The organism is Streptomyces sp. NPDC093065, from assembly GCF_044754585.1.
GTDB lineage: Bacteria > Actinomycetota > Actinomycetes > Streptomycetales > Streptomycetaceae > Streptomyces.
Genome location: NZ_JBIVPJ010000008.1, coordinates 1 through 19126 on the forward strand (window position 1 = coordinate 1; position 19126 = coordinate 19126).

Genomic DNA, 19126 nt, shown 5'->3' on the forward strand with positions numbered 1-19126 from the left:
GCTACGAACGTAAAGCCGACCACTTCCTCGCTTTCACCAGCATCGCCTGCACACTCATCTGCTACCGCAGACTGACCAAATGAGATGGCTTCTTAACCGGCGACCTGTTAACCCCTGCCGACCTGCACTGATGTGAGGCATGCTGCTGTTACGGCTCAACACCCATACGCAGGGCGGCACTAGCGATGAACGGACTCAAGGCAGCGAGAATCGCGCGGGAATGGTCTCAGGGGCGCCTGATCCACGAGATTGAACGCCACGCTCGCCGGCACCTTCTCACCATTGCGTCGACCGCCAGCCTGAAGGTGTACGTCTCGGAGTGGGAGAACGACCGCCGCCCCATCTCAGCGCAGTACGCGAAGATCCTTCGTGCACTACTGGGCGTCACAGACGACGAGCTGACCGGCGGGGCGGAAGCGGCTGCCGCCGTCCCCGTTGCCGACGGATACGACGAGCTCATGGGCCGCATCGACGCAGCTCGCAGCGTCAGCCTGACCATGGTCGAGACGTTCATGGATCAGACGGAATTACTCCGGACCATGGACCGGCAGTTAGGTGCCGCGAGCCTCGTCGACCAGGTGTCCGCACACCTTTCGACTCTTGAGGACGCTCTCACGTTCGCCGTACTCCCCGAAACGCGACGGCCGGTCGCCCGGGCACTCGCCGGGGCAGCGACCCTGGCAGCGTGGCAAGCACTCGACGTGGGCGCCGTTGAACGGGCCTGGCGGAACTACGAGCTGGGCAAGCGGGCGGCCCAGGAAGCCGAAGAGCCGATGTATCTGGCACACGCCACCGCTGAGCAGGCATACGTACTCTGCGACGCCGGACGCCCATCCATGGCAGTCGAGCTGATACGGGACGCGCAACGACTCGGAGGCTCGGGCATGTCCCCGCGACTCGCGGCTTGGCTGTACGCGGCCGAAGCTGAGATCTGCGCCCGCGCCGGCCTCAAGGACGAGTGCCAACGGGCGCTTGAGAGGGCGGCGAGCCACCTGCCGCCAGGAGAGGAAGCACGCGACCCGGACATGCTGAGCATCTTCCTGAACGCAGGGCATCTGGCCAGGTGGAGGGGGAACGCACTTGCACTGATCGGCGACGACGACGCGGTGAGCAACCTATACACCGCGCTGGAAACGGCCGACCCGACATTCATACGGGCATCAGCCGGCCTGCGCTGTGACCTCGCGCAAGCGCATCTTGCTCGGGGCGAGTACGACCAAGCGCACGAGCACCTGCGGCAGGCTCGCCTTGTAGCGAGCAGGACCGGCTCAGTGCGTCATCGGCGACGGATCGAGCAGCTTACGCAGCAGTTGTAGGCGAAGCGCCGGCGCCCCGAGAGGAGAGGACGTGCAGCAGCGCGACCAAGGTGCCCGACCCCATGAGTTCGCCGCGGGCCATCAGGCCGGGGATGTCGGCAAGGGGCACCCATGCGATGTGTCCGGCCTCTTCAAGGTCGGTCGGCTCGCCAACCAGCGTCGCCCCGTGGCCCACAAAGATCTCATGCGGAGAGTCCACCATGCCGACCATCGGCTGATAGGTCACCACGTGCTCCAAGGAGTCGGGCCGCCAGCCGGTCTCTTCCTCGAACTCACGCATGGCCGTCTGCAACGGCCCTTCCCCCTCGTCAACGATCCCGCCGGGTAGCTCCCAGCCGAAGGATTGCGGGACGAAGCGATACCGCCACATCATCAAGACGCGGTCTTGATCATCGATGACGGCAGCGATGGCCACGTGGTGGAGGTGCACTACGTGATGCTCAAAGCGCTTCACGCCGGGGGGCTCGACATCCACAAGGGCGAGCTTCACCCAACGGTTGTCGTACAGCGTCCGCTCACCATGGATCTTCCACGGCTCAACATCAGTCGGAGCCTCGGTGACGGCAGACCGGTCAGGAACGCGATACGAGCTACGGCCATGCACCTCGACGACGCCCTCAGAGACCAGCTTGGCCAGTACCTGACGCAACGCAGTACGCCCGATGCTCAGCTCTTCGGACAGGGTTCGCTCGGACGGGAGCTTGACCCCGGGCTGGTACTCACCCGTCGTGATCCACTCGCGAATCGTGCGGTAGACCCGCTCCGACTTCGGTCCCATCCGTTGAGCACACTCCCTGCAGTCCGGGTTATGTCGACCACACAACTGTAGCCGGGCCCTACTCACGTGAGTAGGCAGACAACCGTGGACCATCAGCGACCAGACGAGGGCGCGGTAGAACTTTCCCTACTTCATCAAGGCTCGCTGCGCTCGCTTTCCCTCCCGGCCTCCAGGAGCTGCAAGCAGTCCGATCGGAGATCGAAGGTGCCGCGCACAGCGCGGCGGCGCCGCCGGGCGCCGCCGCGCCGCCCCTCCTTGCCTTCGTCACCGGGGCCGCACGGCGGCGCCCGCCCGCGCCCACAAGGGGGCGAAGACCAGGCCGGGGCTGGACTGGCAAGGCCCAAGGAGGTTAGAACTCGTCGTGGCTGGGGCGGCCGGCTCCGCGACTTTAGCCAGCCACTTTGGCGCGAGCCTCGAAGATCATGGCCCCAACGTCGTGCTTTAACGGGCAGGTCAACAGACTGCCCGACTCGCCGCAAGCTTACGGGGCCATGATCACTCGCGCCAAAGCAGCTCCTGGCCAAAGTCGCTACGCCGGCCGCGGGGGCATGCTGGCCCGGCACCCATGCAACTAACTAACCCTCAAGAGCTGCGACGACCTTAGCCGCCGCGTCATCAGCGGCTTCGTGCTCCCAAACTCGCACCACCGTCCAGCCCTGCTCCCGCAGACGGGCATCAGTGTCGGCATCGCGGACTTGAGTGCCTTGAATTTTGTCGTTCCAGAAATCAGAGCGTTGAGTGGCCGGTCGGTAGTGGTCAGGGCAGCCGTGCCAGTAACACCCATCAACGAAGACAGCAACACGAGCCTTGGGGAAGACAAGATCGGCCGTGCGTCGAAGATCAGGTAGTGGTCGGGCATTGACTCGGTAACGAAGGCCCTGGCGATACAGAACCGAACGAAGAAGCCGTTCCGGCTTGGTATCGCGACCCTTATTAGCCTTCATCACGGCACGAACGGCTGTAGAGGAAGCCTTAGAGCCGGGGGGCAGTACCTCGTCCTGAACGAGGTCAGCGTCACGGGCCATCGTCCAGGCTTGTATAAGATTCGCGGCACGAGTACCGCAATTCACCTCACCGACGTAGCGTTCGCGTGTTCGCCCTTGCTCAGACCACCGCAGATACGCCCGTATGCGACGAGTGCGATGGTAGACCCGAAGGGCGATGGAGCCGGTAGCCCGCCGGCCGTCGCCTAGCGCGATGGCACGGCGATGGCGACCTCCAGCAGCACGGTCCTGCTCAGCCGACCGGGCAGCACGGGACATGCCTGGTCTCGGTTTCCAGGCCCGTTCCGGCGGGAGTCGATCACTCCAACCGTGCTGGGTACCGGTCACCTCGGTCATGCCCGCCCTTCAGCGCCATCGAGCGCAGCCCTGACAGCCCTGGCAAAGACCTCACCAAGCCGGACGGGCACAGCGTTTCCGAGCTGTCGCATCTTCTCTCCGCGCGGTCCGGCGAGCCTCCAGTCATCGGGGAAGGTCATCACGCGGGCGGTCTCGCGTACGGTCATGTATCGGTAACCGGTACCGTCGAAAGTGGGGTCGTCGAGCCTCATTACGGACTCGCCCCCCGGGACTCCATGCACGCCAGCCTTGACGGTCTTCGCTGGGCGATCTAGCTCGTTCGGCGTGTGACCGGTATAGACACGGGCGCCCGGCCAGCCCATGTGGTCAAGAACATCATCAACCACAATCCTGCAGCGCACTTCCTCCGCAGTCAGCGGGGGAAGCGGATCGTTCCCATCTACACCGAAAATCGCGTCCCGTAGTGTACGCCACGGCTTTTTACCGTCCGGAAGAGAGAGGGGCGGCAAGGTGGCCACAACTCGTTCTCGGATCGCATCGATACCGGGAACATCGTCGTGCCGTTTCCAGTACGTTCCGTCGTGCATGGAGTGGATGAGGGCCGCTTCCGAGTACTCAGGTTCCGGCTGGTACTTATACCATTCCACACCAAGATCCGCACGGAACGCGACGATAATCACACGCTGTCGAATTTGTGGCACACCGTAATCGGCCGCGTTCACCGGGACGTGGACGACGTCGTAGCGCTCGGACGGGTCCACCGAACCGTCTACGAGCAGCTTTTGGAGGACCTCGTCGTGATCCTCCCAGGTGGCGCCCTCACCACGCTGAACAAACGGGAGGCTCATCTCTCGTTTGATGTACTCAAAGTACGGCTTGAACGAGGGACGTAGCAGTCCTCGCACGTTCTCACAGATGACCGCTTTGGGGCGCATCTCGCGGATGGCGCGGAACATTTCCGGGAACATGTTCCGCTCATCCTCGTCGCCCTTGGCCACCCCGCCCAGGCTGAACGGCTGGCAAGGCGGGCCGCCGGCGAGGAGGTCAACGTCGGCGTCCTTCAAAAACTGGAACGAAGGGATGCCGCGCACGTCACCCGGCACTAGAGGCCATCCTTCAGCGCGGCACCCTCGGCGACCCTTCCCCGGCCTGGGCATGGACGTGTCCTCAGGGTCACGGAGCGTCGCCCCGTTCTCGGTGAGCGTCTCCAGAGCCCGTTTGGCGAACTCGTTGACCAGGAGCGGCCGGAAGCCGGCGTTGTGAACGGCCATGGCAAGGCCGCCTCCGCCCGCGAAGAGTTCCACAGACGTCCTGCTCTTGGGCTTACGTTTCCCCTGTTCAAGCATGCCTGAAGCATACCGCGGAGTTTTTGATCTTGGGTAGTGACTCGGGAGACAGCTCGCTCACCTCGGGAAACGCACTCACTAGAGTGGCGAGACGCAACATCCGAAGCCGGTCAGGGGAGGGGGCACTTCAGTGTCCGATGGGCTTTTCGAGGTACAAGGGCAGCAGCGGGCGTCCCGTGGCGACTGGAGGCGTATCGCCGCACGACCCGAGCCCTACGATCCGCTCAAGCTCGAGAACTTGGGGCGCAGCATCGAGGCGGAGATGCTTCGGATGCGGCCGGTGGTCATCACAGACGTCCCCCCAATGTATGGCGCTGGCATCTACGCCATCTACTACGTAGGTGCCCACAAGCTGTACCAACCGATCGCTGACGGGTGCCGCACACCTATCTACGTCGGCAAGGCGGTGCACAAGGGAGGCCGCAAGGGGCTAACCACGTCCGAGGAGGATCAGGCTCCGCTCTGGGCCCGCATAAACGAGCACCGGGCATCGCTAGAGCACGCCAGCGACCTGGACGCTAAGGACTTTGGTGTCCGCTACCTTGTCGCAGTTGACTTCTTCGTCTCTCTGGCAGAGCAGCTCATGATCCGTCAGTTCCGTCCGGTGTGGAACACCCTCGTCGATGGGTTCGGCAACCACGCTCCCGGGGGAAAGAGGACCAATCAAGCTCGGCCCCCGTGGGACGAGTTGCACCCTGGCCGGCCTTGGTCCAGCCCAGATCGCATGCCCACCCCCAGCAAGCAGTCCGCTGAGGAGTCTCGGGCTCGCATCAGGGCCCATTGGGCACAGCAGAAGGAGACGCCCGTCGTACCAGGCATCCCGATGGAGTGAGCATGCGGGCAGGCTAACCACGGGACGACCGGGGTTGGTGTTGGTCGACGCGGAACCGACACCGCACAGTGACTTTCCAGGAAACTGGCACCTTGCCGATTCCCGGCGCCTAGTATGTCGTTGCGTACTTGTGAACTCAGCACTGGACCCAGTGCACTCTTGGGGGAGAGCTCAATTGGCGAAGATTCAGCCTCTTTCGGCCTTGTCGGAGGAAGTGCAGAACGCGTGGATTAAGCAACGCGTAACGAACATCATCAAGAGTTACCACAACGCCGCCGACGTCATAGCGGAACCGATCCAGAACGCGGTCGATGAAGTACTCGCCGCAGACGGCATAGACGGACCTGGACAAGTGACCGTAGTACTGGACACTGACCAAAACAGAATCTCAGTGATCGACAATGGGCGAGGTATCTCCACCACTGAGATCATAAAGTATCTCGCTCCGGATATCGGTACCAAGAGGAAGGCATTTCACGAGGGATGGGTCCGGGGCCATAAGGGCGTCGGCATGACCTTCCTCGTTTACGGGTTTGATTTTTTCGAGCTTGAGAGCAAAACATTGACCGGCGAACACTACCGCGTTCGACTGGAGGGAGGGCGCAGTTGGATAGCTGACGAGCTGTCAGACGCCGAACCACCTGAGGGGAACTTGGAGCACCTTCAGGCGGGTGAAGGTACTCTCCCCTCACATGGCACGCGCGTGACTATCGCACTTGGTCCGCGAACAGAGCCTCGTGAACTCAAGCGGGCATTTCCGACTGCGGAATTCGCCACGGTAGCGCTTCAGAACCAGACAGCCATTGGCATCGTAGAGCCTCCACAAGTCCGCAAGAAGCGGGACTTGGTCGCATCCTTGGAGTACATCGCAGATGCCAAGAAAAAGCGCATCTCCGTGGACACTCAGTTCCGTTACCCCCACAAAGGCCTGGACGCCTCGCTGAAGGTGTTCGATTTGGACGCTTGGTTCCGCAGTAGCAGAAGAACTCATCCTGCCGCACGGGACAACAAGGCCTACCACGCCTGCTACATCACCTTTGGGCCGAACGAATTGAAGACCCTCCTCAGCGAGCAGGACGTAGGGGAGAATCTCACGACCGTGCAGGAAGTGCATGAGTACATCGACCAACATCAAGTACACGTGTACGCCATGTTCAGCAACAGCGCTAAATATCGCGACCGGCTTGGGGAACTCTGGAATTCTCCGAAAAATCGAGTTCTACACGCCCCGAGACTGCGCGTAGCGACAGATGGCATGATCTCGTCGTGGAGTCGTGAAGTCACACTGACGCATCGCGGATTCAACGTCGACCGGACCTGGTTGATGTATCAGCTCCGAGGTGTAGAGCCTGACATGGGACGGAAAGATTTCCCGCCGGACCTTCACGATTTCCTGCAGCTCTCCGAAGACCGTATCGCTAATGAAGTAGCGACTCTCAGCAAGCCATTCCTTCGACCGTCGAAGCAGCGGCCGAACGCTCCTCTAGAAGGGTACGTGCTGCCAGCCGTCAAAGCCCATGAGCGAAGGCAGCTGGCTCTCACCAACTCAGTGATCCCTGGCTACCCGCAGATCTCTTTTCAGACGGAGCCCCAGTGCGAGCAGGACGTTATCGCTCTGTTCGGTGAACTTGTAGGGCTTGGCATTCTTCGCCACTTTAGACCCGTTTTTTTCAGTGGGTTCGACTACTACGATTCGTACTTCGACTATGTGCCCAACGAGGTCAGTGAAATCGTAGTACAGAAGCTTCCCGGCGAACACGAGATTGACCCCCGTGACTCATCGGGAGTGGCAGAGTTCAAACTCACAGGCGACTCGCTGCTCGACGACCTACTCACCGGAAAAAAGCGGTGGGAAGACATGAAGTTCCTCGTTTGCTGGACCGTTGGCCGCCCATCTACTGAGAAGGGGGGAGACGAGATCACCTTTCAGCGAGCGGACGACTCCGCATCCCGCCAATTCCACGGCGTAACGCACCTGGCAACGCTACAGAGCGCTGGCGTCAGGAACATTTTCGTGATCGCACTATCCGACCTCCTGGACAAGCTAACCGAGCAGCATTGACGGTTGCGGCCAGCCGCACCTCTAGTCGGCAAGTGCTTGTGACGCAGTGCGGACTATGCGTGGAAGGGCTGCGTTGCGCTGATCACCGTAGAGCCTGTGACCGGCACAAACATCCAGGACCGTAACGCCCTCCAGAGCTTTGTGTCTCTAGCGTCACTCCTAGGCCTAACTGAGTCGCCGATCTGTGAGCCAACGGTCGCCGTGCCAAGTTCACTGAAGCGGCGCGCAAGAAGAACGACTTGATGTACACCTGCTGTCGAGCGCAACGGCACTGAGGCCAAGTAGCGGCTGGGGGTTGGGATGCAGGGAAGGGAACTGCCGTACCCGGACGGGTTCGGCAAGGAGGACGCAGCGCAGTGGATGCAGGAGTGCTACGCCGATGAGGGGGTCAACCGGTCCGGCGAGCCCGCAGTGCTGGTGCGCGCGAGCGCTCCAGCCAGCCGCGAAGTGTTCCATGGCGACGAGCAATGCGGGCTCATGGTTGGCGAAGGCCGGCAGCTGAGTGACGCCAGTTGGATGCTGCTGGGCGACGCTCGGACGGCCAGCTATCGGCCGTGCGAGCGCTGCGGTTCTCTCCAGAGGAGGGAAGGACAGAAGGTCCCTGACATCCACGGCTGACAACAATGACGCTGGACAGAAACGCACACCCACACCCCTGTCCGGCCACCACATCAGTCGGCGGCAGTTCATGCAGGCTCGGATCGAACTCCTAATGGGGTGCTCGTGACGAACTTTCAGGCCTGCTTCTGATAGGTACCGGGAGCGCCACACGGAATGCCCCCCTGACACAGCACCAAAAGGGCGAGGAGAGTCACGGGATTATGACACTCGTGGTTGCGTTTGTGAGAAAAGCAGGGAACTTCAGCGAGTTGGTGTTCGCTTCTGACAGCAGACTGAGTGGCGGCGACCGTAATGATCACGCCCAAAAGGTCTTCCAGCTTCCGAGGTCTGACGCTCTGTTCTCATTTGCCGGTAACACTAAGTACGCCTATCCGTTGATGAATCAGATGATTCGCGCCATCGAGGCCTACCCTCAGAGTCTAGATAGGAGGCTTCCACTTGGGAAGTTGCGAGCACATGTGTTGCGAGTCTTTCAACAGTCTTATTCGTCCATTCACGGGCTACCAGTAAACGAGAAATACCCCGATGATCCAGACAACTTCTTCTTAATCGGTGGATTCGACTGGCAAACTGCCACGATCGCGGCATGGGTCCTCAGCTTTGATAAGAAGGCAAAAAGGTTCACGTTCAGACCTACGCTCAAGAAGAATCGCGTCTGCTTCGTCGGCGATGACACGGACGCGACAAAGGAGGCAATGAGGCTCACATATGAACGCCTACGGGACTCTGGAAAAACAGATGAAGAGATCGACATGGAACCGTTTGAAATACTAGAAACGATGATCAAGAATGGAAAGTACGACAGCATTGGCGGGGCGCCACAACTCGGCAAATCTTTCCAGCATTTGAACACCGTGCTCTTTCAAGTGATGTGGCCCGCTGCCGGAACGGGTGAAATCCGACCTCACATGACTGGACGCCCGTTGTTGCCGATGGAGCAGAGCACGTGGCCACTCTATGATCCGAGCAAGGGATTTTACTCCACCCGGGATTCGTCATCTGTACTGGACGTACCGAGCGCACAATACTGGGACAGCCAGAGCGACAAAGGCTTCTTGCCGTAGTTCTGCGACCAGTCGTAGACCTATTCCCTCCTCACAAACACGCTGTTTTAGGCCGGCTCTGGAGCAACACAGTCCTCGGATGGCCCGGTCAGGCTGACATCAACGAGACCGGATGGAAGCACCCATCAAGACCCCCCGCGATCGCCGGACTAACTGACGGCAGCCCCAGAGATGTTCTGGACTGAACCTCCAGAGCGTTGCTCAGTTGTCCGTGGACTGTGTGTGGACTGGTCCCGCCGCTGCTATCACGCCCAGTGCCGTGACCTGCTCCATTACGAAAGACTCAAGCGGCCTCCGGAGCCGTGTGCGCAGGTTCGAATCCTGCCGGGGGCACCCTGCATGAGGTGCCCGAAGACCCCGTCACCAGCGGAAGCGCTGAGGCCGGGGTCTTCGCGTATGTGCAGGTGTGTGCGGGGGTCTAGACGCCGGTGTGACCGTCTACGAGCTCTCGCACGATGTCGAGATGGCCGTTGTGGCGGGAGATTTCCTCGACGAGGTGGAGGATCACCCAGCGGAGGTCCACGTGACGGCCGTCGCTGATGGGGCGCTTGGCCCTTGCGTCCAAGTCGTGGTCGGACAGCAGGCGGCGGTAGCGGTCGCTCTGCTCCTCGTATTCGGCGAGAAGCCGGGGCAACGGGATGTCGACCGCTGTGCGCATCTCGGGGTCGGGGTCGTCGTCGCTCGCCTGCGTGAGCGGACCCGCGGGCTCCTCGCCCAGGAACATCACTTGGACCCAGTGGTACTCGACCCACCGCAGATGACTGATCAGCCCGCACAGGGTCATCAGCGGTGAGTTCGGGAGCGGAGCTCTGCGGGCGTCTTCCGCGGACACGTCCTCGCACTTGGCGCGCGCCGTGGCACGGGCGTAGTCGAGGAAGGTGATCAGCTGTGTGCGCTCGTCCCAAGTGGGAGGCGTGTCGGTTCGTTGCGTCATCGCGGGGAGTCTCTCCCAGGACGGAGAGGCGGTCGAGTGGTTAATGAGCGGGCCGCACCTCGCGTGCTTCGGTGAGGGCTCGCCGTCCGAGGCTGCCGCCGGACAGCCGCATCGTGGTGGCGGCCAGGACGTCTTCCCTGCCGATGGTCCGCCCGTCCCCCCTGCGGGTGGACAGGGCGCCGAGGGAATCCTTGGGGAACGGGGGCGAGGACGGTTCGCCCGCCATCGCGAGGGTGACCGTACCGAGACGTTTGGCCCCGCCCTCGCGGACGATCGTCGCCGCGTCCCGGGCGAGGTTCGTCAGGAACATGCTCGCGATGCCGTCCAGGTCGCGGACCATCGCTGGGACGGCCGTCGCGCCCTGGCTCCGCAGCAGCTTCCTGACCCCGGCCTCGAACCTGTGGGCGCCGGCCACGGCACTGGGTTTGCGCGGCCTGCTGCGCCTACTGGAAGGCACGAGGACACCCTCGGCGTCGTACACGACACCGGTCAGGCCCTTGAACGTCGGGCTGTGGTCGTACCACTCGGCCCCCAACTCCAGCTCGACGTTCCGGTCGATCGCCGTCAGCAGGTCCCCGGGGACCAGCTTCCTCCGGGCCTCTTCCGCCGCCGTTCTCCTCGCGCCGTCGATGATCTCCGTCAGCACTGTCCACGCCCGAGGCGGTCTCGGGACCGCCGCGCTCAAGGCGTGCGAGCTGTTCGGTCATCGGAGGAAAGGCTCCCTGCTGTCGCAATTGTCGGAGGGCTCGGCGATCGCCTCCGTCAGGGGCTTTCGGGTCAGGTCCGGGACCTCGCAGTCGGGAGCCGCGTGGCCGACGGGGAAGAGGATGTACGGGCGTTCGTTGGCGGGGCGTTCGCAGATCCTGGTGAGGAATCCCATCGGGTTGGGCGTGTGGGTCAGGGTGCTCAGGCCCATGGTGTGCAGGGCGGTGATGAAGAGGCCGCAGGCAATGCCGACGCTCTCGTTCACGTAGTAGTTCTTGCGCAGCGAACCGTCCGGCATCGCGGTGCTCTTCTCGGCGAAGCAGACCACGATCCACGGCACGACGTCGAGGAAGCTCTTGTCGGAGTCCGTTTCGAGACGGGCGAGCGCGGCGCGCCACTCCGGCGGGATGCGTCCGCCCTCGTAGTTGACCCGTTCCTCCTTCTCGGCGGCGAGCCGGATGCGGTGCTTGGTCTCGGCGTCGCCGATCACGGCGAACTTCCAGGGCTGGAAGTGGGCGCCGGAGGGTGCGGTGTTCGCCGCGGCGACCGCGAGGTCGACGCACTCGCGCGGGACCGGTTCGTCGCTGAAGAACCGCACGCTGCGCCGGCGGTCGGCGAACGCCACGAACTCCCTTCCCCGCCGGATCATCTCGGCCTCGTCGTACCGGTCGGGCCGGTAGGGGACGAACGGGTGCGTGTGCTGCCTCACCGGTCGCACGGGTCTCACGGGGCTCACGGGGCTCCTCCGGGGCGGGGAGCACTTAGGGTGGGGCACGGAATGACCAATGAGCAACAGGTGCTTCCTGCCGTTGCCTATCTGGCAGGGAAACGGCATCGGGGCGCCCTTCGGGTGGCAGATCGGCAGGCACGGTGGCACGGCGAGGACTCGACCGGCTCGACGGCCGGATGCTGCGGCTGCTCCGGGAGCGTCCGCGTGACGGCCTGCTGGAGATCGCCCGGCAACTCGGCGTCGCGCGCGGCACGTTGCAGGCCCGGCTCGACCGGCTGGCCGGTTCCGGCGTGGTGACCGGCTACGGGCCGGACGTGGACGTCGCCGCCCTCGGGCATGTGGTGCAGGCGTTCACGACGTTCGAGGTGGACCAGCCGGCCCGCGAGGCCATCGCGGCGCGTCTGCGGACCGTTCCGCAGATCCTGGAGGCCCACATCGTGACGGGCCCCGGCGACATCTGGTGCCGTATCGCGGGGACGAGCAACCGGCATGTGCAGCAGGTGATCGACCTCGTGCTGGAGGTGCCGGGGGTGCGGCGCAGCACGACCGTCATCGCGCTCGGCGCGGTGGTCCCCTACCGCGTCCAGCCCCTGGTCGACGAGGTGTCCGGGCTGTCCGAGCACGGGGAATACGGGGAGCACAGGGAGCACAGGGGCTGACCGCACGGCCCCGGTGCCGTTGTCGGTGCTCGTGATCGGTGCCCAGTGCCCGGTGGCACCATGGACGGGTTCTCCGACTGGCCTGTGTTCCAGGGGCGTTGGCAGGAGTTCGTGGATGCCTCCGGCTTGACCAGGAGCAGGCCGGTGGCTGTACGCGCCGAGCCGCACAGCGCCTGCCGTTGATCAACGGCGGCCGCGTCGTACCGCTTCGGACCGCACGACCGTGTGACCGCACGACCCTATGACCGAATGAACGCGAAAGGGCCGGTGCGCGCGTCCGACGCGACACGCACCGGCCCGCGTCCGCCGCCGGCGGCCGGTCCGGGGCCTCTCGTCTCAGGTCCGGGCCAGTACCGTCCCCACCACCTGCCGCAGCATCGCTTCCGGGTCCGGGGCCGGGCCCGGGGAGCGCCAGGCCACGAAGCCGTCGGGGCGAACCAGGACGGCGCCGCCGCGGGTCACTCCGTGGGTCCGCGCCCAGTCGGTCTCCTCGTCGTCCGGGACCAGGTCGGCGCCGGGTGTCCCGCCCACGCGGTAGGACTTCAGCGGGACGCGCATCCCGGCCGCCACCTCGGTCGCCGCCTCGTGCCAGCCGGTGGGCTGGGCCGCGTCGCTGAGCAGGACGAGGGAGTCCTCGTACAGGTCCAGGGTGGACAGGCGCTCCTCGCCCCGGCGGAGCCAGAGGTGGGGGGCCCGGCTGCCGGGCGCGCCGGTGAGGTCCAGGCCCTCGGGGACCACCGGGGTCGCCGGGTCGGCGCCGACCACCGCGCCCTGGGGGTAGCGGTAGCCGAGGGCGACGTTGAGGATGCCGCGCTGCGGCCCGCCGCCGGAGCCGGCACGGGACGCACCGCCGGAGCCGGCACTGGACGCACCGCCGGAGCCGCCACGAGGCGCACCGTCCGGACCGCCTGGCCCACCGGGAGCACCCCCGGCGGGACCGGGAGCTCCGCCCCCGCCGGGCGCGCCGCCCCCCATGACCGGCGGCGGCGCGAAGCCCGGGTGGCTGTGCTCGACCGAGCGGTGGGCCGCGCGGGCGCTGGTGGCCTCCGCGACCGGGCGCCGTTCCGTGTCGTAGGTGTCCAGCAGGGCCTCGCCCGCCCAGCCCTCGAGGACCGCGGCGAGTTTCCAGGCGAGGTTGTGGGCGTCCTGGATGCCGGTGTTGGAGCCGAAGGCGCCGGTGGGGGACATCTCGTGGGCCGAGTCGCCGGCCAGCAGGACACGGCCGGAGCGGTAGCTGCGGGCGACGCGCTGGGCGGCGTGCCAGGGGGCCTTGCCGGTGATCTCGACGTCGAGGTCCGCCTCGCCGATCGCGCGGCGGATGTGGGCGGCGCAGCGCTCGTCGGTGAAGTCCTCGACGGTCTCGCCCTGTTCGGGGTGCCAGGGGGCGTGGAAGACCCAGTTCTCGCGGTTGTCGACGGGCAGGAGGGCGCCGTCGGCGTTCTCGTCCGTCAGGTAGCAGACGATGAACCGGCGGTCGCCCACGACGTCGGCGAGACGGCGCGAGCGGAAGGTGATGCTGACGTTGTGGAACAGGTCGCCGGGGCCGCTCTGGCCGATGCCGAGCTGTTCGCGCACGGGGCTGCGGGGGCCGTCGGCGGCGACCAGGTAGTCCGCGCGGATGGTGGTGTGCTCGCCGGTTTCCCGGCTCTTCACGATCGCCGTCACGCCCTCGGCGTCCGTCTCGAAGGAGAGCAGCTCCGTACCGAAGCGCAGGTCGCCGCCGAGGTCGACGGCGTGGGCGAGGAGTTCGGGTTCCAGGTCGTTCTGGCTGCACAGGCACCAGGAGCTGGGGCTGAAGCGGGCGAGCCCGCCTCCGGGGTCGATCTGCTTGAACAGCCACTCCCCCGCGTCGCCGGCCAGGGTCGGCGCCTGGAGGATGCCGTGGTTGTCGGCCAGGGTGGCGGCGGCGCGGCGGATGTCGGGCTCGGTGCCGGCCACCCGGAAGATCTCCATCGTGCGGACGTTGTTGCCGCGCCCCCGGGGGTGGATGGAGGTGCCGGCGTGGCGCTCCACCAGGGTGTGCCGGACGCCCAGCCGACCCAGGAACACCGACGTCGACAGGCCCACCAGGGATCCGCCGACGACGAGGACCGGGACGCGGTGGGTCCGGCCGGCCCCAGGGGCGGCGCCGCCGGACCGGTCGGCTCTTTCGTTCATGGGTTCGTCCTCCGTTGTGCGACAGGTGTGCGACAGATGTGCGAGAGGGGTCCGACAGGGGTGCGCCGGGGCCTTCATGCATGCCCCGTACGGCCCGTCGAGGCCCGCCGCGGCGCAGGCTTCACCCGCTTAACCCTCCTGGTTCGCGGAGCCCGCGGGCACGGCCCACGATCGTGCTTACGCGACCGTCGCACCCCGCCGGCCTGGCGCGCGCCAGTGACGATCGCCCCAGTCCACGAGAAGTTCCCCGGAGAAGAGGTGGGCCGGATGACGGTCTCTCCCGTCGTAGCGACGGATGCCCCGACCACGGACGCGACGGATGCCGAAGCGACGTCGGCCACGGCGACGCCGGCCGCAGCGGCGGCGGACGCGGGCGGAGTGTCGATATCCGCGTTCGACGGTTCCCGCGTACGGGTCGTCCTGATGCTGGACGTCCACGACGGCATGCAGCAGGAGTTCCTGGACGCCTACGAGCGCATCCGCGACCGCGTCGCGGCCGTTCCGGGACACGTCAGCGACCAGCTGTGCCAGTCCCTGGAGAACCCGACCCAGTGGCTGCTGACCAGCGAGTGGGAGAGCGCCGCGCCCTTCCTGGCCTGGGTCAACAGCGACGAGCACCTGGACACCGTCGAGCCCCTGCAGACGTGCGTCCGTGACACCCGCTCGCTGCGCTACAGCGTCCTGCGGGAGACCGACGGCGGGCACCCGGCACCCGGTGAGCCGCGCTCCGCGCCCCGGATCGGCGGCAACGTCGTACGGCACGCCCTGACCTTCACCGTCCGGCCCGGCAGCGAGGCCGAGACCGCCCGGCTGCTGTCCGGGTACGTGTCGCCCGACGCCCACGTGGACGGTTCCACGCGGCTGCTGCGCACCTCGCTCTTCATGTCCGGCAACCGGATCGTGCGGGCCGTGGAGGTCCGCGGCGACCTGCAGAGCGCGCTGCGCCACGTCGCGCGGCAGCCCGGGGTGCGGGCCGTCGAGGAGGCCCTGAACCCGTATCTGGAGCAGGACCGCGACCTCGGCGACCCGCAGTCCGCCCGGCGGTTCTTCACCCGGGCCGCCATGCCGGCCGTCCACCACGCGAGGTCGGGCGACCGGTCCGGCGCGCGCACCGAGCGCCTCGCGCTGCTCTACCCGGTGCGGGCCGGCGCGGGGGACGAGCTGGCCCGGCTGCTGGCCCGTCAGGACGCCGCCGCCGCGCAGGACCCGGCGGGCCCCGTGCTCGCCGCCACCGTCTTCCACCGCGACGACCTCGTCGTACGGCTCGTCGACGTGGCCGGCGACCCCGAGGCCGAGCCCGCCGCCGTCCTGGGCCTGCACGGGCCCGAGGGCGCCGCGGTCGCCGAGCGGCTGCTGGACACCGCCGCGGTCGGCGTCGACGGACCGCCGGCCGACGCGGCCGTGCTGTCCCGGCTGCTGACCCGGGTCCGTATGACGCCCCTGACCGACCGGCGTTCGGCCGGTTCCTGAACCACGCCCCCGACCGCGCGGCCGGCCGGGCCCGACGGCGTGCCCGCGGGTCCGCGCGGAACCTCCCCGCTTCTCCCCCTTTCCTCCCGTCACCCCGGAGTGAACGACATGACAGACCAGCAGGTACGCATCGTCTCCCTCGGCGACATCGCGCCGAACCGCCGCCGCGGCGGAGACCTCCGCGCCCTCCTCACGCCCACCACCGCCGGGTCGACCAGCGGCTTCATGGGCGTGGCCATCGTGCAGCCCGGCGACCGCATCGCCGAGCACTACCACCCGTACTCCGAGGAGTTCGTGTACGTCACGGAGGGCGCCCTCGAGGTGGACCTGGACGGGGTGCCGCACGCGCTCGCCACCGGGCAGGGGCTGCTGATCCCGCAGGACATGCGCCACCGTTTCCGCAACGCGGGCGACGTCGAGGCGCGGCTCGTGTTCCACCTGGGGCCGCTGGCCCCGCGGCCGGAGCTGGGCCACGTCGACACGGAGGACGCGGAGGGCAACGCGCTGCCGTGCGACGGGGCGCACACGGGCCACGCCGGGCACGAGCGGCCCGCCCCCGCGGCCGAGGTGGTGTCGTGACCCGGCGCCGGGTCGCCGTCACGGGCATAGGCGTCGTCGCCCCGGGCGGGATCGGCGTGCCCCAGTTCTGGGGGCTGCTGTCCGAAGGCCGTACGGCGACGCGCCGCATCTCCCTGTTCGACCCTTCCGGGCTGCGCTCGCAGATCGCCGCCGAGTGCGACTTCGAGCCGTCCGACCACGGGCTCGGCCTGGCCACCGCCCAGCGCTGCGACCGGTACGTGCAGTTCGCGCTGGTGGCCGCCTCCGAGGCGGTCCGGGACGCGAACCTCGACATGGCCCGCGAGGACCCCTGGCGGGCCGGTGCCACCCTCGGCACGGCGGTCGGCGGCACCACCCGGCTGGAGCACGACTACGTCCTGGTCAGCGAGCGCGGTTCGCGCTGGGACGTCGACGACCAGCGGGCCGAGCCGCACCTGGAGCGCGCGTTCACCCCGGCCACCCTCTCCTCCGCGGTGGCCGAGGAGTTCGGGGTGCGCGGGCCGGTGCAGACGGTCTCCACCGGGTGCACGTCCGGCCTCGACGCGGTCGGGTACGCCTACCACGCGGTCGCCGAGGGGCGGGTCGACGTGTGCCTGGCGGGCGCGGCGGACTCGCCGATATCGCCGATCACCATGGCCTGCTTCGACGCCATCAAGGCGACCTCGCCGGACAACGACGACCCCGCGCACGCCTCCCGGCCCTTCGACGCCGACCGCAACGGTTTCGTCATGGGCGAGGGCGCGGCGGTGCTGGTCCTGGAGGACCTGGAGCACGCCCGGGCCCGCGGCGCGGACGTGTACTGCGAGATCTCCGGCTACGCCACCTTCGGCAACGCCTACCACATGACCGGGCTCACCAAGGAGGGCCTGGAGATGGCGCGGGCCATCGACACGGCGCTGGACATGGCCGGACTCGACGGCTCCGCGATCGACTACGTCAACGCGCACGGCTCCGGCACGCAGCAGAACGACCGGCACGAGACCGCGGCCGTCAAGCGCTCGCTGGGCGAGCACGCCTACGCGACGCCGATGAGCTCCATCAAGTCGATGGTGGGCCACTCGCTCGGCGCGATCGGCTCCATCGAACTGGCCGCGTGCGTCCTGGCGATGGCCCACCAGGTGGTGCCGCCCACGGCCAACTACACGACCCCCGACCCCGAGTGCGACCTGGACTACGTGCCGCGTGAGGCACGGGAGCGGACGCTGCGGCACGTGCTGTCGGTGGGCAGCGGCTTCGGCGGCTTCCAGTCCGCGGTCGTGCTGAGCGCCAGTGAAGGAGGGCTGCGATGAGCGGACCACAGCGGACCGGCACCGGCACCGGGAGCCGGCGCGCGGTCGTCACCGGACTCGGCGTGGTGTCGCCGCACGGCACCGGCGTCGAGGCGCACTGGAAGGCGGTCGCCGACGGCACGAGCAGTCTCGGTCCCGTCACCCGGGAGGGCTGCACGGACCTGCCGCTGCGGGTCGCCGGCGAGGTGCACGGCTTCGACGCGGCGGAGACGGTCGAGGACCGCTTCCTCGTCCAGACCGACCGGTTCACGCACTTCGCGCTGGCCGCCACCCAGCACGCCCTGGCCGACGCCCGCTTCGGCCGGGCCGACGTCGACTCGCCCTACTCGGTCGGCGTGGTCACCGCGGCGGGTTCGGGCGGCGGCGAGTTCGGGCAGCGGGAGCTGCAGAACCTGTGGGGCGACGGCTCGCGCCACGTCGGCCCGTACCAGTCGATCGCCTGGTTCTACGCGGCCAGCACCGGCCAGGTCTCCATACGCAACGACTTCAAGGGCCCCTGCGGGGTCGTGGCCGCCGACGAGGCGGGCGGCCTGGACGCCCTGGCGCACGCGGCGCTGGCCGTGCGCGGCGGCACCGACACGGTGGTCTGCGGCGCGACGGAGGCGCCGCTGGCCCCGTACTCGATCGTCTGCCAGCTGGGTTACCCCGAGCTGAGCCGGGCCGCCGAACCCGACCGCGCCTACCGCCCGTTCACCGACGCGGCCTGCGGTTTCGCGCCGGCCGAGGGCGGTGCCGTACTTCTCGTGGAGGAGGAGTCGGCGGCCCGGGAGCGGGGCGCCGACGTGCGGGCGACGGTGGCCGGGCACGCGGCGACCTTCACCGGGCCCGGCCGCTGGGAGCAGTCCCGGGAGGGGCTGGCCCGCGCGATCGAGGGCGCCCTGGCCGAGGCGGGCTGCCGGCCCGAGGACGTGGACGTGGTCTTCGCCGACGCCCTGGGGGTCCCTGAGGCCGACCGGGCCGAGGCGCTGGCCCTGGCCGACGCGCTGGGCCCGCACGCCGCGCGGGTGCCGGTCACCGCGCCCAAGACCGGGACCGGGCGGGCGTACTGCGCCGCACCGGTGCTGGACGTGGCGACGGCGGTGCTCGCGATGGAGCACGGGCTGGTCCCGCCGACCCCGCACGTGCTGGACGTGTGCCACGACCTGGACCTGGTCACCGGCCGGGCCCGCCCCGCCGAGCCGCGCACGGCGCTGGTCCTCGCGCGCGGCCTCATGGGGTCGAACTCGGCGCTCGTCCTGCGCCGGGGTGCCGTGCCGCCCGCGGGCCACTGACCGGCGGGCGAACGGACCCTGTCCGACGACCGA

Annotated in this window: 17 protein-coding genes and 1 tRNA gene; 11 read left to right on the forward strand and 7 right to left on the reverse strand. The window is 67.2% G+C overall.

Annotation, left to right across the window (positions count from 1 at the left end; translation table 11 throughout):
• Nucleotides 1-305: 305 nt before the first annotated feature.
• The gene (locus ACIQFU_RS15905; RefSeq protein WP_402552321.1) at nucleotides 306-1316 is read left to right on the forward strand and encodes an XRE family transcriptional regulator; all 1011 of its coding nucleotides are present in this window, start codon (nucleotides 306-308) and stop codon (nucleotides 1314-1316) included.
• On the opposite strand, the gene ACIQFU_RS15910 is transcribed toward ACIQFU_RS15905, so the two are convergent.
• From ACIQFU_RS15910 to ACIQFU_RS15920, 3 genes are all read right to left on the reverse strand, one after another.
• Nucleotides 1300-2094 carry an NUDIX domain-containing protein gene (locus tag ACIQFU_RS15910; protein WP_402551941.1) on the reverse strand — a complete coding sequence of 265 codons (795 nt, stop codon included), beginning with the start codon at nucleotides 2092-2094 and terminating at the stop codon, nucleotides 1300-1302. The genes ACIQFU_RS15905 and ACIQFU_RS15910 overlap by 17 nt on opposite strands.
• 575 nt (nucleotides 2095-2669) lie before the next feature.
• Nucleotides 2670-3434 (reverse strand): very short patch repair endonuclease, encoded by a 765-nt coding sequence (locus ACIQFU_RS15915; RefSeq protein WP_402551943.1) that lies wholly within the window; start codon nucleotides 3432-3434, stop codon nucleotides 2670-2672.
• Complete coding sequence (locus ACIQFU_RS15920) at nucleotides 3431-4741, reverse strand: DNA cytosine methyltransferase (protein ID WP_402551945.1); 1311 nt, start codon at nucleotides 4739-4741, stop codon at nucleotides 3431-3433. The genes ACIQFU_RS15915 and ACIQFU_RS15920 overlap by 4 nt, the downstream gene beginning before the upstream one ends.
• A 304-nt stretch (nucleotides 4742-5045) precedes the next feature.
• Here ACIQFU_RS15920 and ACIQFU_RS15925 point away from each other — a divergent pair, with 304 nt between their 5' ends.
• The 5 genes from ACIQFU_RS15925 to ACIQFU_RS15945 all read left to right on the forward strand — a co-directional run bounded on the left by ACIQFU_RS15925 (nucleotide 5046) and on the right by ACIQFU_RS15945 (nucleotide 9653).
• Nucleotides 5046-5573: an Eco29kI family restriction endonuclease gene (locus tag ACIQFU_RS15925; protein ID WP_282548240.1), complete on the forward strand. Its 528-nt coding sequence runs from the start codon at nucleotides 5046-5048 to the stop codon at nucleotides 5571-5573.
• Between the two features lie 175 nt (nucleotides 5574-5748).
• Entirely contained in the window at nucleotides 5749-7635 is a 1887-nt protein-coding gene (locus ACIQFU_RS15930; RefSeq protein WP_402551947.1) for an ATP-binding protein, read from the forward strand.
• A gap of 300 nt (nucleotides 7636-7935) precedes the next feature.
• The gene (locus tag ACIQFU_RS15935) at nucleotides 7936-8253 is read left to right on the forward strand and encodes a hypothetical protein (RefSeq protein WP_402551949.1); all 318 of its coding nucleotides are present in this window, start codon (nucleotides 7936-7938) and stop codon (nucleotides 8251-8253) included.
• A gap of 203 nt (nucleotides 8254-8456) precedes the next feature.
• Nucleotides 8457-9320, forward strand: coding sequence for a hypothetical protein (locus tag ACIQFU_RS15940; protein ID WP_402551950.1), 864 nt, complete (start codon nucleotides 8457-8459; stop codon nucleotides 9318-9320).
• A 256-nt stretch (nucleotides 9321-9576) separates the two neighbouring features.
• A tRNA-Ser gene (locus ACIQFU_RS15945) sits at nucleotides 9577-9653 on the forward strand.
• Between the two features lie 85 nt (nucleotides 9654-9738).
• On the opposite strand, the gene ACIQFU_RS15950 is transcribed toward ACIQFU_RS15945, so the two are convergent.
• From ACIQFU_RS15950 to ACIQFU_RS15960, 3 genes are read right to left on the reverse strand one after another with little or no spacing between them, the layout of a single operon-like run.
• On the reverse strand, nucleotides 9739-10254 hold the full coding sequence (locus ACIQFU_RS15950) for a DinB family protein (RefSeq protein WP_402551951.1): 516 nt from the start codon (nucleotides 10252-10254) through the stop codon (nucleotides 9739-9741).
• 40 nt (nucleotides 10255-10294) lie between these two features.
• The gene (locus ACIQFU_RS15955; protein ID WP_402551952.1) at nucleotides 10295-10939 is read right to left on the reverse strand and encodes a hypothetical protein; all 645 of its coding nucleotides are present in this window, start codon (nucleotides 10937-10939) and stop codon (nucleotides 10295-10297) included.
• An 18-nt stretch (nucleotides 10940-10957) separates the two neighbouring features.
• A complete protein-coding gene (locus ACIQFU_RS15960) occupies nucleotides 10958-11668 on the reverse strand; it encodes a nitroreductase family protein (RefSeq protein ID WP_402552323.1) in 711 nt (236 codons plus the stop codon).
• A 161-nt stretch (nucleotides 11669-11829) separates the two neighbouring features.
• Between ACIQFU_RS15960 and ACIQFU_RS15965 the strand changes: the two genes are divergently transcribed.
• Entirely contained in the window at nucleotides 11830-12348 is a 519-nt protein-coding gene (locus ACIQFU_RS15965; RefSeq protein WP_402551954.1) for an Lrp/AsnC family transcriptional regulator, read from the forward strand.
• A gap of 336 nt (nucleotides 12349-12684) precedes the next feature.
• On the opposite strand, the gene ACIQFU_RS15970 is transcribed toward ACIQFU_RS15965, so the two are convergent.
• Nucleotides 12685-14505, reverse strand: a complete 1821-nt coding sequence (locus ACIQFU_RS15970) for an FAD-dependent oxidoreductase (RefSeq protein WP_402551956.1) — start codon at nucleotides 14503-14505, stop codon at nucleotides 12685-12687.
• Between the two features lie 267 nt (nucleotides 14506-14772).
• Here ACIQFU_RS15970 and ACIQFU_RS15975 point away from each other — a divergent pair, with 267 nt between their 5' ends.
• From ACIQFU_RS15975 to ACIQFU_RS15990, 4 genes are all read left to right on the forward strand, one after another.
• On the forward strand, nucleotides 14773-15975 hold the full coding sequence (locus ACIQFU_RS15975; protein WP_402551958.1) for a SchA/CurD-like domain-containing protein: 1203 nt from the start codon (nucleotides 14773-14775) through the stop codon (nucleotides 15973-15975).
• Between the two features lie 108 nt (nucleotides 15976-16083).
• Nucleotides 16084-16554 carry a cupin domain-containing protein gene (locus ACIQFU_RS15980; RefSeq protein ID WP_402551960.1) on the forward strand — a complete coding sequence of 157 codons (471 nt, stop codon included), beginning with the start codon at nucleotides 16084-16086 and terminating at the stop codon, nucleotides 16552-16554.
• Nucleotides 16551-17822, forward strand: a complete 1272-nt coding sequence (locus ACIQFU_RS15985) for a beta-ketoacyl-[acyl-carrier-protein] synthase family protein (RefSeq protein WP_402551962.1) — start codon at nucleotides 16551-16553, stop codon at nucleotides 17820-17822. Before ACIQFU_RS15980 ends, ACIQFU_RS15985 begins: the two co-directional genes overlap by 4 nt.
• Nucleotides 17819-19093, forward strand: coding sequence for a ketosynthase chain-length factor (locus ACIQFU_RS15990; RefSeq protein WP_402551964.1), 1275 nt, complete (start codon nucleotides 17819-17821; stop codon nucleotides 19091-19093). The genes ACIQFU_RS15985 and ACIQFU_RS15990 overlap by 4 nt, the downstream gene beginning before the upstream one ends.
• Nucleotides 19094-19126 lie beyond the last annotated feature (33 nt).